Origin of the sequence: Anaerovibrio sp. (genome assembly GCF_045637405.1) — a bacterium.
In the GTDB taxonomy this organism is placed as follows: domain Bacteria; phylum Bacillota; class Negativicutes; order Selenomonadales; family Selenomonadaceae; genus Anaerovibrio.
Genome location: NZ_JAZTZI010000099.1, coordinates 1 through 11,836 on the forward strand (window position 1 = coordinate 1; position 11,836 = coordinate 11,836).

Genomic DNA, 11,836 nt, shown 5'->3' on the forward strand with positions numbered 1-11,836 from the left:
GTTACATTCTCGCTTGCAGTGGTCAGGTTAGCCTGAGTGTACTCGAGACGGGACTCAGCGGCACCGATGGAGGTCTGCTGGTCAAGAGCCTTCTGAATAGCTGCATCCAAAGCGTTGATAGCAGCATTGGCCTTAGCCTGAGTTCCTACGGAGATGGTAGAACCATCAGTACCCTGGAGACCAAGAGCATGAGCCTTCATGTCAGTAAGACCAACCTTGATGGACTGGCCAGCCTTGGTACCAACCTGGAGAACGATGGAGTTGTCCTCAGAAGCATTCTGGGCACGGATAGTCTCCTCAAATGCATCCAAGGAAGCGTTGGCAGCCTTGTTTACATTGCCCTTGTTATCGGTAATGTACATGGTGAAGCCGGCAATCTGGCTGTCAATACCAGCAGTCTGAGCAGAAAGGGTAATTGCTTTTTCACCGGAAGCAGTATTGACTGCATTCTTGGAACCATCAATACCGATAGAAGAAGAAGTACTTGCGATAGTAATAGCACCACTGGTCAACTTGCTTACCACATTACCAAGCTGACTGGAACCAACCTGCATGGAAGAAGTATAAGTCTTACCATCCTTAACATAGGATACAGTTACAGTATCAGTGCTGTGGATGTTCAGGCTGTCACCGTTACGGGCTGCCAAAGCAGTTAAAGCAGTAGTCTTGTCAGTAGCAGTGGACAAGCTCTGGTTAGTCATGCGGGTAGTAGTATCAGTAGTCTTCTTGTTGTGGGAACCATCTACCAAATACTTGCCATTGAAGGTAACGTTTGCATTATCATTGATCTGGTCAATGGACTGATCAAGCTCCTTCTGGATAGTAGCACGGTCACTATCGGTGTTGGTGTCGTTGGCTGCGTTTACTGCCTTTTCCTTCAAAGTCTTCAGGATTTCTACAGTAGAGCTTACAGCGCCCTCAGCAACCTTCATCATAGGGCCGCCGTTCTGCGCGTTCTGATTTGCCTGATCCAAGGAACGAATCTGAACACGCATTCTCTCAGAAATAGCGTAGCCGGATGCATCATCAGCTGCGCTGTTGATTTTCATACCGGAAGAAACCTTTTCCAAGCTCTTCTTCAAAGCGTTGGTGTTCTTGTTCAGAGTGTTCAGGGTGTTAATTGCGGACATGTTGTTCTTTACAACCATAGCCATAATAAATTCCTCCTTGTTCTGTCTATAGTAGCTTCCTTGCTACTAGAAAAATAATAAATAAAATTTATAGTAGCAGGCCGGCAGTGGTGCTGTCAGCCTGACAGCTAACATTAATATTCTCGATTGAACATATTGCCCGAGGCCATTCCGAAGGAGTCATAGCCCTTTACAGTCATATTATTGCGCTTGGACTTGTTCAGCCACGAACGGGCCTTATACATTATCTGCATATCCATGGGCTCAATCTTCTTACGAAGGGCAACCCCCTCCGGCGAGCGGGCATATTCATGGTCCGGCAGAGCCTGAAGCATTTCCATCAGCCGTTGACGCTGGTCTACCAGATCAAGGAAGGTATCAATGTCTTCTTCATCAATAAACTTCAGCAAATCCCTGGTGACTGCCAAATACTTTTTCCATAGCTCCTGCTCCGTCAATTGATGCTTACCATCCATATCAAGATGCTCCTTTTTCCTTCCGGGCTTTTATCATCGCCTGGGCCCATGCAGAGCGCAGCTCTTTAATAATATCCATGCACTCCGTCACCTTCTCCGGCTTACTCCTCATATTGGCTTCCACCAGAGAATTGTATACATAATCATATAGTGGCATCAACTGATGGGCTATCTCATATTTCATATCCAAGGTAACCCGAAATTCATTGATGATGTTCTGGGCCTTTTGGAGAGAAGTATTACACTGCTCCCACTTCTTTTGTTCCATGGCCTCAAGACCCTCCTTCATAAAGCGAAGGCAACCATCGTAGAGCATCAGCGTCAGGGCCTCTGGGGTAGCAGTCATTACCTGCTGGCGTTTATATGCTTCTGCAGCGTTATTCATCATAATACAAATCTCCTAACTATCAGGAAAACGAACCACTAATATAACCAAGCTGCATATTAAGCCTTGACAAAGCCACCTCCATAGCATCATAACGCTTATACAGCTTTGATTCATAAGCACTCATCTGAGTCTTGAAGGACTTCATCTTGGTCTGCATATCGGTAATGAGCTTACCCAAGTAGCTCTGATCATCAGTCATCTTGGAAGTACCGGCTATATTGGAAATCTTGGACATATGATCCGTCATCACGTTGTACAATCGGTTAGCCACACCGGTATTGGCAAAATCCTGTCTTTGCTGAGCCGAAGTAATCTTATTTTTATTGGTAGACCCGGCAATATAGGTACTATCCTGATCAGAGGCAAATAACTGATATACACAATCCGGATCATCTGCCAAAGCCTTTTTCAGCTTGTCAGTATCCAATGTCAGATGGCCCTTGTTATTAGTCGAAGAAATACCGATAGAGGACAAGGTGTTGTACTGGCTGTCAACCGCATCCACCTTGGAGTACACAGCTTCACGCATGGCACTGACCAACGCCTGAATTTCACTGTTGTGATATAGCAGGCCGGACTTGGCTTTTTCATTCCATTTCTCTATCTGTTTTTCCGTCATTTCGTCTTCCTGACGTTTGCTGAGTGGCTTGTAGTCAGAATATTTCTTTTCCGCCAATTTCTCGTTGAGAGAATCAAGGAGCTTATTGTAGTCATCCACAAAGCTCTTCATGTAGTCTACAATCTTATCCGTATCCTGACTTACACTGATGGTAGCTTTCTGACCAGCTTGGGTACTATCCAGGAAGGTATAGGTAACACCTGCTACCGTTAATTTATTGGTGTCATTGTCATAGGACTTGCCATCAATAGTAACTGTGGCATTGGTACCAGCCCAACGATGTGCCTGACCGGCCGCCTCCTTGGCGGAAGCTGTTTCTTCACTTTCCGTTAGACCCATCTTTGAGACTAAAGTACCAGCTAAACTATCAACGCCAGTAAGTGTAGCATCCCCAGCAGTATTGGTCAAGCTAAATTTCCCGTTGGTTGCATTGTAGGATGCTGTAACACCAGCTCCGGCACCATTAATCTTAGTAACCAAGGTACTAAAATCAGCAGTCCCCTTTAATGTGCCTGAACCATCTGTATCAAACAATTCTCCGTAAGTTAATGAAACTACTTTTTCACCAGTGCCATTACCGACCTTAAAGCTAAGAGCAGTATCAGTAATAGCAACATCTTCAGAAGTGCCATCACTCTTTTTAACAGTTAAAGTATTCGCATCTTTCTGTACAGCGGTAAGACCTACAGCATCAGCTAAGGTGTTGGCAGAACTGTTGGCGTTTATTCTAGTTATACTGGTAGAGGTCTTATAGGCCATACTACTTGGATCAGCTTCATTTAGTGCTAATTTCCTAGAAACATCCACCACAGAGCCGGCTGAATTAGTTATAGTAATTGAACCACTCTGATTAAGCAGGCTAAACTTGCCATCCTCATAATTTGCTTCAATATTTAGACCTGCAGCAGCAATCTTATCTGCAAGGACACTAAGTGTCTTTGATGTATTCCTAACACCAGAACTTTGACCACTAACCTCATAAGAAACAGTGCTCGTTGTACCATTTTTATCGGTAACTGATATCTTAGAACCATTTGCTACTATAGCCGAGTAATCAACTATATCACTATAACTCAAAGATATCGTTTTTTCTTTTGTTCCATCACTAATTTTAAACTCAAATAACGAATCATTTTTCCCAGTTTGGTTAATAAAATAATTCCTGTTTCCTGTCTGCGAACTAACCTGCTGATTGGAATCATTATAAACTTTTAATGTGTATTCTCTATTACTATTTCCAAGAGATACAATCTCAGAGCTAAGTCCAAATATATCCGCCAAATTACTGCTGTTATCAACAGTCAAATAAGTAAGACTAGGACTGGTTGCCAGATTTAGACTATCTATCATCTGAGTAGCCACAGCCTCTCCGGTACCGGAAACTGCGGTAATATTAGCCTGCCCATTCGGATTACTAAGTGAGAAGCTATCCTTTATAGCATCATAAGCCGCAGTAATGCCCAATCCGGCATCAGCACTTGCCGTGTTAATCTTCTCGGCAAGCTCATCCAGACCGGCATTGCTGTTAAACAGTTCACCCAGGGTAAAGCTAATAGTAGTGTTATTATTTCCATCGCTAAGCTGCAAAGAAAAAACTTCATCTGTTGAATTGGCAAAGGTACCTACTGTATCTATTGTTTCCCCTTGACTGTTAACCCGGGTAACAGTAGTATTACCACCATCAACAGTAGCCTTTAAGCCCAATACATCCATCAGACTTACAGACTGAGAGCTATTGGTAATTCCGGTGAGGTCAACAGACTCCATAGTCGTTGGCATAACAGTCGGGGTAGCAAAATTAATACGGTCACCCATCGTATTGTCAGCTGAGTTATATACCCCCAAATTCAAATGATTGAACAGGGTTGCTGTAGTGTCATTTTCTACCGTAATATCAATGACATTGCTCTTGCCACTGGTCTTATTGTACAGGCTAAAGCTGTCATTGGCTGTGTCATAGCCACCCTGGATATTGGCTCCGGTCTTGGCAATGGCACTGGCAAAATCGTTCAGGGTCTTACCACCATCAAACAATACCTTTTCGTCACCCTCATAGCCGGTATACGCACCTGACTTAAAGCCAGTAAAGAGCTCATCATAGGTATAGCTAAGGGTATACTCCTTGGCAGAATCGCCGGTTGTATCCTTTAATTTTAAAGAAATAGCCACATCACTGCCATTTACCGTGGCAGTAGTGCCATCTGCATTAGTAATATTGTAGGTGAAATTCCAGTTATTACCGTCCTGAGTGGCACTGGCTACACTGTAGTTCTTAAACAGCACATCCGCCAGATTATTGCTGGTCTGAGCATTGGTGTTTGCTCTGGTTACACCATAGTTAGTGCCGTCAGATTTCTGTGTTGTCTGCAAATAGGCATTGCTGGCCACAGAATCAACCGTAACCACGTGATTCATAGCCGCAGCCGCACCATTGGCAGTAGCCGTTACCACGCCGCTGTTGCTGCTGGTGGCCTGCATGGCGTTCAGGTTTGACTGCATCTTATAATCAGACAAAGTACCATACTTGTAGGTAGTCAAATCATTATATACGTCATTATAGGCTTCCTTCAGCCAGGTATTGGCTATTTCTTTCTGTTCCATCTTGTCATACTGCTTGTTTTTGCCGGACATACCCATCTTAACCAAAGATTCAATGTCCAGACCGGAGCCTGACAAGCCATAAATTCCATTTACGCCCATTTTAAGGACCTCCCTCCATTACGCGTTGCGGTCAAGGAAAGCTCCCAGCCACTCCTGGGCCTTTATCATGCCTTCGACCATTTCCTCAGGTGGGTATTCCTTAATAACCTCATTCGTCTTTTTGTCGATCATCTTAACTGACATTACATTTACTTCCTTGTGATACTGGAATTCCAAATCACAGTTGAGCTTACTCATAAGCTCGTTGAGCTCCTTTGTCATTTCGCTGACAAATTCCTCATTGATGTTGTCCAAGGCTTGACGCTTTGGATCCTCTTCCTTTTGTTCGTTGCCGGCTTTGGCGGCATCGTCGCCAGCAGCAATCTTCTCAACGGTGTTAGCCTCATCTACTTTTATATCAACAGGGCCCAACTTGCTTTCCACGGGCTCCGCTGTTCTCTTCTGGCTAGTCCCGCTATCCATTGCTGAGACAACCACTGCTGCAGCCGTCATGTCTGAAATGCTTCCTACCACTTTGAATCCCTCCGTAGAATAATATTATAATCCTTTATTTTGGTAACGCCTTGGACAAATCTATGTTGTCTGCCGGAGCCGCTGCCTTGCGATTTTCATCCTTGATGACCTTATAGATTTCTCCTCTATAGACCTTAACACTGCGAGGGGCGTCTATGGCTAATCGCACATTGTCGCCATTTACCTCAACAATATTGATAACTATGTCATCCCCGATCATAATCTGTTGCTTCGGGTGTCTCGTAAGAACCAGCATATTCTATTCCTCCTTTTCCGGGAACAGCCTATGCTTCGTTGTATAATTGGTTTTTTCCAGCACAACCTGTCTTGCCTTCATATTGGACTGATTAATGACTATAGGTGCCAATAAATTTGTGGTCATATTTTTTATGCCAGTTGGCGGTATAGTAATAAGGGAACAAACCAGCACATCGGCGTCATTAGTGACTTCCAGTGCTTCCATGTTGGCATCGTCCAGTTCAAAGGTATAATCTGGAAAAAAAACAAATGGATCTGTCATGAGAAAGGCCAGCTCTGGTGTGGACGCTGACTGTAAAAACAGGTACGGGCTCTCCTCATCATAAGGGAGAATAGCAAAATCCCTCTCATCCTCAAAGGCGGGAATACCGTGTTCAAAGGTAACAATAGACTTTTCTTCAACTTCAATTTCACCAAATCTGGTAGTATTAAGCTTTCTCATTAATAGCCTCCATATTTAAACCCTCATATCATACCGACCTACTGAAATCCACTGTCGGACATACCCCTTACGGGCCAATGTTGTCTGTGCCGAGCCCGGGCGATTTTCTATCTCTGGGGTAGCCGTGGCCTGAATACTGGTGGTATCACTGCCTGGATCCATTTTACCCTTTATTTCCGATGGATGCACTGTAAATTCAGGGTCAGGAATCTTCACGGCCTCCCATTTTGGCCACTGCACTATCTCACTTCTAAGTCGTGACTTTGCTTCATTGCCAATAAGGTTGGCTCCCGGATGGGCCCCATTCTTGGCAAAATTCCACCCGGACCGGGTAAGGCGGGAGGTATTGGCCTGTACATCACTAAAGCCTTCCCCACCATATTTCTTGGCAAAATCCGTATGGTTCAAAAAGCCATAAGTCTTTCTGGCATTATAGGTGTCAATATCTATATCCACCTGTGTAGCAGCCACATCCGCCAAAGGGGGATCATAATCACGATGGAGCTCCGCAGGACGGAAGGTATTTTTTATGGCCCTGGGTTGCTCCTGATGAATACTGATCTGAGCCAACTCAGTACTGATATTCAGATATTTCATTTCGGCCAGCATGGTATTCACCTCTTTAGTATATAATCGAAAAATTAAGCTGTATTATTAATGTAAGTAATCTGCCAAAGTACCTGGCAAAATCTTGGACCCTACTGACAGGGACAAGCTGTAAATAGTCTGATATTCCATCAGCTTGGTGGCCAGGTAAGCCACATCGGTGCTGGAAACATCAGTAATGTCACTGGTTATGGACTCATCCTGGGTGGTGAGCATATCAGATGCAGCGGTATAAGCCTGCTGACGGGCCGCCATGGTGGTCTGAGCTCCCAGAACCTGAGCATGGGCTGAATCACTAATAGTAAGTCCATCGTTGGCTGCCCAGTCATTGTTCCCGGAATCAATCTTGGCTACGGCATACAACAGCTCATTAAGCATTGCTGTACCAGAAGAATAACTAGGAACATCACGATACTGTCCAGACCCAGCCGGATCCTCATATCTATTCGTATAACTCAAACCAGGAGTATCAAATATGTCACTGCCAAAAACATCCTGACCTGTCTGATTAACTGTATCAGTAGCCTTATCTATGCCACCAGTTTTCTTTACCATAGAAATATACTTGGCATCGCCCTTGTATTCTACAATATACTGCTCGGTTGTGGCAAAAGTAAGGGTGACACTCTTACTATCTACTGTAATATCTGAGCTAAAGGATTTGCCATCCGCACTTATAACACCATATTTATCAAAATACTTGCTCACATCGGTGCTTCCACCCCAGCCTGAAATGTCTCCAGCTTCGTCACCACCCTGAACAGTAGTTTGTCCTTGATAAATTTTGTCCTTGTAGCCATTTTCCACAAAATCTTGCGTATAAACCTTGCCATTGGTTACATTCATATAGTAGGTATTGCCATCACTGCCATTCAGCTTCAACATCTGATTGATGGTAGTGGATACAGGTTTATTGTCTACAAGATTAGTGTTATTAAAATAACTTGACTGAGCCTCACTAAGGGTCTTAGTCTCCCCACGGGATTTTTTGCTGTCAGAAATCTGGAATGGCATGGTGGTATCGGACTGGCCGGAGAATAAATATCTGTCACCAATCTGAGCATTCATATCAGCCACCACTTCCTGTACGCTGGCCAACAGTTCCTTGGCGATATCATGCATATCGTTCTCATTATTTGTAGAGTTACCAGCCGCTACTACCTTTCCCTTAAATTCCTTCATTCTCTCAGTAACATTTACCAACGCTGCATCACTGTTTTTCATCCAGGAAACTGCGGTAGTAATATCATCCTGGAACTGCTTCACATTAGTGAGTGAATTCTGATATCTTAAATATTTGGAATAACCAACAGCATCATCAGAAGCACGATGGAGCTTCTTACCGTCACTCTGCTCAAAGAGCTTGGTATAGGTCTCGTAGGAGCCATTCAGCTGCTTCAGATAATTGTGGGTCATCATTGTACTGCTTATACGCATAATCTATACCTTACCTTTCTTTTTAGCCATCCCCTCTGGGGAGGGTGCCCGCAGGGCGGGTGAGGTCATCTGTCAATTATTATCTGCCTACTACACCCGTGCTGTTTATAAGCTTATCAAGCATTTCATCCATGGTGGTAAGACAGCGGGAGCAGGCTGCATAGCCCTGCTGGAAAGTAATCATATTTGTAAGCTCCTCATCCCAGTTTACACCAGATGTGGATTCACGCAAATTCGTAATCTGAGTCATAAGATCACTCTGGAATTCCACCTTGTTATTCATATTTTCTGTGGCAGAACCCAATGTGGTCATGCTGGTATTATAGTAGCTGTAGAAGGATTCATCACCGATGGCACGGGTAGTAGTATTTACCGTTGGACTGGTATTTCCCTTAACACAATTAAACAAGGTACTAACCCATACTGCATTGGAACCATCAGCCACCCCATTAGGAACTTCATGCTCTGTACCAGTATTATCCTTAACTGTCTCATAGCCACGGGTCGCCAAAAGGTTATGTCCATCAGTAGCAGTCAAATCCTGATTAATTGTAAGTTCCTTAATAATCTGTATACCACGTTTTGCAACGCCATTCTTTGTCATGTGCAAATCATCAGGATTAGTAGTATCCCAAAGATACACTGCATCAGTTTCGCCGTAGAAGTTATTGCCTTTTTTAACTTCATCGTATGTAACTTCTTGACCAGCTTGATTAGTAAAGGACACTTGATTTCCTGTCTTTGCAAGGGTATAGCCATCTTTATGCTGTGCATTAAGGGTAGTCAACAAAAATCCTGCCATATTAGCCAGTCTATCAATATACTGCTTATCCTCCAATACGGACTGGAGCTGGCCATACAGCTCACCGTTACCAGGGTTAAACGGAATATCGGATTCCTTTATATTAAGGGTATAATCGCTGATACCATAAACCTCATTATTAATAGGCTTGGAAACTGCAATGGTAACCTTGCTGGTACCGTTTACCAAGGTGGTACCGTTACATACCAGATTGTACATACCATTTGGAGTTTCGTTTACACTTATGTGCATTATCTTGGATAACTGATCCACCAGCAAATCACGCTGGTCACGAAGGTCATTGGCACTGGAGCCGTTGGCTTCCATTTCCATAATCTGACCATTCAGTACAGTTACCCTGTCAGTCATGCTGTTAATATTATCAACACTGAGGATAATCTCGTCATATACGGATTCAATCTGGGCCTGAACCTGGGTTGCCGTAGCATTGAGAGTCTCAGCAAAATTATAGCCTGCATTGATTACGTTCTGACGACTGGAGGCGGTACTTGCAGTAGTGGAGCAGTCCACCCAGGCCTGATAGAATTTCTCCATGGAAGCCTGCAATGAATTGTCATCAGAATCGTTGAATATTGTCTCCAGCTTGGAATAATTCTTGGCCTTGGCATTGTAGTAGCCATCGGTGGTGTTTTCCTTCCAATACTGGCGGTCTGCGTAAATATCTCTGGCACGGGAAATACCATAAACCCCTACACCGCTGCCAATCTGATTGGCACGGGAATAGGACCAGATAGTCTGGGATCTGGTGGCCACGGAATTTACCTGCTGGCGGGAATATCCCTCAGAGCTGGAATTACTGATATTGTGACCTACTGTGTTCAAGCCTACTCTATTATTCTGAATACCACTTACCATGGTATTGAGGCCATGAAATGTACTTAACATAAATCTCTCTCCTCTTAAATGTTTTTTGCCTTGAGCCCTCAAACTCCGGTATCAAACATCTTTCTCCCCTGAACAGGCATCCCACCGTTATCGCCCGGTGTTCCGTAGGTCACCCCCGCACTGGTCTGGGTCATTACATTGATGCTATAGTCGATAAATTTTGAGTGTCTATCTAAAAACTGCATATTTCTGGAGTTGATTCCCTTTAACTCCTGCAATATTTCTTCCTGTTTATCCAACAGCGTCTGAAGCATCACCTTATCAGGTGATTCCGGCTGTTTTTCCAGCCATTCCAGTAAATTATGGGTATGAAGCTCAGCCATAATCCCATCCTTACGCTTATCCAGGCTGCTTATCTCTATCATTATCGGTTCCATGTCGGCAGACAGCTTCCGTGCTGCTTCTGCGTCAGTGTGAACCAGTTTCTCTTTCTGTGTTTTTGCCAGCTCCACTAATCTGCCCAACAAAATAAGCTGCTGGCGAAGAATATCGATTATATCCTTCATACTTACACCTCAAGGTCCAAATTCTTTTCATGGGAAACCTTTTCCTGTCCTGACTGTCCATAGGATGGCTCCACGGCGGTGCCCCCAAGCTGATTTAGCTTGAAGTTGATGACGTTCAAAGCTGCGGATATCATAATCTCGTTATTTTCCTGAAGCGCCTGGACCTTTTTTACAACGTCTTCCAGTGTTTTATGGGTACGCTCCAGTACGTCACGCATCTTGTCGTCGCCGCATTGTCTCCAAACATCCCTCATTGCCATATCAGGCTGTATGTTAACGTATTGCTTCGCCAGCTGGTTTATCACATCTTGACGCTTTGTTTCTGCTTTATTGATTTGTTCAATGATAGTCTGCTCCTGAAGAACAATTTTCTCCAGGGATTTCAGATCCACTGCTGCCAGCACTGCGCGTTTTTCCTCGCCCAGCTTCTGGAGCTTCTGATACTCAGTTATCAGTGTGGCTATGATCTGTGCTAAATTCTGCCACATTTCGATGCATCCCACCTCTCTGGCAAAGCCGTTCCGTTAGAAACGACAATTCAACATGCTTGATGCCAAGTCATAAGAGCTTACATGGTAATTGCCGGCTGCAATCATGTTCTCCAGCTCTGCCACACGGTCAGAACGGACATCATCCATTGCGTTCAGCTTCTTCAGCATCTCGCTGGCATTCTGAGCCTTGGAGGAAATGTGAATCTCATCACGACCTACCTCTTCCCGCTCAGTGTGAGCAACCTTGTTGGTGCTGCGATGGTTTGCATAAACGCTTGCAATTCCCTGAAGGTTATTGTTTATAATCATGGTATTTCACCGTCCTTTTTCTAAATCTAAGTCCCTGATTTCTATTTAAAAATGCAGACACTTCTAGCCTCTACTTAGCTTCTAATCTTTTATCGAAAAAAAAAACAGGATCCTTAAATCCTGTTTTTAAAAATATCTTTTTCTACTTATTAAAAGAGCAAATCCTCTTAGGACCGGAAATCTCTGCCGGCATTGTACATGGTACGGCTGCGATCAACCTTCTGAGCAGCTGCTGCAGACTTCTTTGCTTCCAGCTTTGCTGCCTGATCCAATAAATCCTGGGAACACTTTT

General features: G+C 44.1%; 13 protein-coding genes. All 13 read right to left on the reverse strand.

Features of this window, described 5'->3' with window-relative positions; translation table 11 throughout:
• The coding region (locus ACKI5G_RS07150; protein ID WP_407398983.1) for a flagellin at window positions 1-1,154 on the reverse strand (1,154 nt) is incomplete at its 3' end.
• A gap of 110 nt (window positions 1,155-1,264) precedes the next feature.
• A complete protein-coding gene (locus tag ACKI5G_RS07155) occupies window positions 1,265-1,606 on the reverse strand; it encodes a flagellar protein FliT (protein ID WP_407398985.1) in 342 nt (113 codons plus the stop codon).
• Window position 1,607: 1 nt separating this feature from the next.
• Window positions 1,608-1,994 carry a flagellar export chaperone FliS gene (gene fliS / locus ACKI5G_RS07160; RefSeq protein ID WP_039209488.1) on the reverse strand — a complete coding sequence of 129 codons (387 nt, stop codon included), beginning with the start codon at window positions 1,992-1,994 and terminating at the stop codon, window positions 1,608-1,610.
• Window positions 1,995-2,013: 19 nt separating this feature from the next.
• Window positions 2,014-5,313, reverse strand: coding sequence for a flagellar filament capping protein FliD (gene fliD / locus ACKI5G_RS07165; RefSeq protein WP_407398987.1), 3,300 nt, complete (start codon window positions 5,311-5,313; stop codon window positions 2,014-2,016).
• A gap of 18 nt (window positions 5,314-5,331) precedes the next feature.
• Window positions 5,332-5,787 carry a flagellar protein FlaG gene (locus tag ACKI5G_RS07170; RefSeq protein ID WP_407398989.1) on the reverse strand — a complete coding sequence of 152 codons (456 nt, stop codon included), beginning with the start codon at window positions 5,785-5,787 and terminating at the stop codon, window positions 5,332-5,334.
• Window positions 5,788-5,821: 34 nt separating this feature from the next.
• Complete coding sequence (gene csrA / locus ACKI5G_RS07175) at window positions 5,822-6,043, reverse strand: carbon storage regulator CsrA (RefSeq protein ID WP_080325976.1); 222 nt, start codon at window positions 6,041-6,043, stop codon at window positions 5,822-5,824.
• 3 nt (window positions 6,044-6,046) lie between these two features.
• Window positions 6,047-6,487 (reverse strand): flagellar assembly protein FliW, encoded by a 441-nt coding sequence (gene fliW / locus ACKI5G_RS07180; RefSeq protein ID WP_407398991.1) that lies wholly within the window; start codon window positions 6,485-6,487, stop codon window positions 6,047-6,049.
• A gap of 15 nt (window positions 6,488-6,502) precedes the next feature.
• Window positions 6,503-7,096 (reverse strand): DUF6470 family protein, encoded by a 594-nt coding sequence (locus tag ACKI5G_RS07185; protein ID WP_407398993.1) that lies wholly within the window; start codon window positions 7,094-7,096, stop codon window positions 6,503-6,505.
• Between the two features lie 45 nt (window positions 7,097-7,141).
• On the reverse strand, window positions 7,142-8,530 hold the full coding sequence (locus ACKI5G_RS07190) for a flagellar hook-associated protein 3 (RefSeq protein WP_407398995.1): 1,389 nt from the start codon (window positions 8,528-8,530) through the stop codon (window positions 7,142-7,144).
• 79 nt (window positions 8,531-8,609) lie between these two features.
• Window positions 8,610-10,238 carry a flagellar hook-associated protein FlgK gene (gene flgK, locus ACKI5G_RS07195; RefSeq protein ID WP_407398997.1) on the reverse strand — a complete coding sequence of 543 codons (1,629 nt, stop codon included), beginning with the start codon at window positions 10,236-10,238 and terminating at the stop codon, window positions 8,610-8,612.
• A 38-nt stretch (window positions 10,239-10,276) separates the two neighbouring features.
• Window positions 10,277-10,744, reverse strand: coding sequence for a flagellar protein FlgN (locus ACKI5G_RS07200; RefSeq protein ID WP_407398999.1), 468 nt, complete (start codon window positions 10,742-10,744; stop codon window positions 10,277-10,279).
• Between the two features lie 2 nt (window positions 10,745-10,746).
• Window positions 10,747-11,232 carry a flagellar protein FlgN gene (locus ACKI5G_RS07205; RefSeq protein WP_407399001.1) on the reverse strand — a complete coding sequence of 162 codons (486 nt, stop codon included), beginning with the start codon at window positions 11,230-11,232 and terminating at the stop codon, window positions 10,747-10,749.
• A 36-nt stretch (window positions 11,233-11,268) separates the two neighbouring features.
• Window positions 11,269-11,544 carry a flagellar biosynthesis anti-sigma factor FlgM gene (flgM, locus tag ACKI5G_RS07210; RefSeq protein WP_407399003.1) on the reverse strand — a complete coding sequence of 92 codons (276 nt, stop codon included), beginning with the start codon at window positions 11,542-11,544 and terminating at the stop codon, window positions 11,269-11,271.
• Between the last annotated feature and the right edge of the window lie 292 nt (window positions 11,545-11,836).

Coding starts and splice junctions, on each gene's coding strand:
- ACKI5G_RS07155 (WP_407398985.1), bottom strand. CDS start 1,606: ATGGATGGTAAGCATCAATTGACGGAGCAGGAGCTATGGAAAAAGTAT.
- fliS (WP_039209488.1), bottom strand. CDS start 1,994: ATGATGAATAACGCTGCAGAAGCATATAAACGCCAGCAGGTAATGACT.
- fliD (WP_407398987.1), bottom strand. CDS start 5,313: ATGGGCGTAAATGGAATTTATGGCTTGTCAGGCTCCGGTCTGGACATT.
- csrA (WP_080325976.1), bottom strand. CDS start 6,043: ATGCTGGTTCTTACGAGACACCCGAAGCAACAGATTATGATCGGGGAT.
- fliW (WP_407398991.1), bottom strand. CDS start 6,487: ATGAGAAAGCTTAATACTACCAGATTTGGTGAAATTGAAGTTGAAGAA.
- ACKI5G_RS07185 (WP_407398993.1), bottom strand. CDS start 7,096: ATGCTGGCCGAAATGAAATATCTGAATATCAGTACTGAGTTGGCTCAG.
- ACKI5G_RS07190 (WP_407398995.1), bottom strand. CDS start 8,530: ATGCGTATAAGCAGTACAATGATGACCCACAATTATCTGAAGCAGCTG.
- flgK (WP_407398997.1), bottom strand. CDS start 10,238: ATGTTAAGTACATTTCATGGCCTCAATACCATGGTAAGTGGTATTCAG.
- ACKI5G_RS07200 (WP_407398999.1), bottom strand. CDS start 10,744: ATGAAGGATATAATCGATATTCTTCGCCAGCAGCTTATTTTGTTGGGC.
- ACKI5G_RS07205 (WP_407399001.1), bottom strand. CDS start 11,232: ATGTGGCAGAATTTAGCACAGATCATAGCCACACTGATAACTGAGTAT.
- flgM (WP_407399003.1), bottom strand. CDS start 11,544: ATGATTATAAACAATAACCTTCAGGGAATTGCAAGCGTTTATGCAAAC.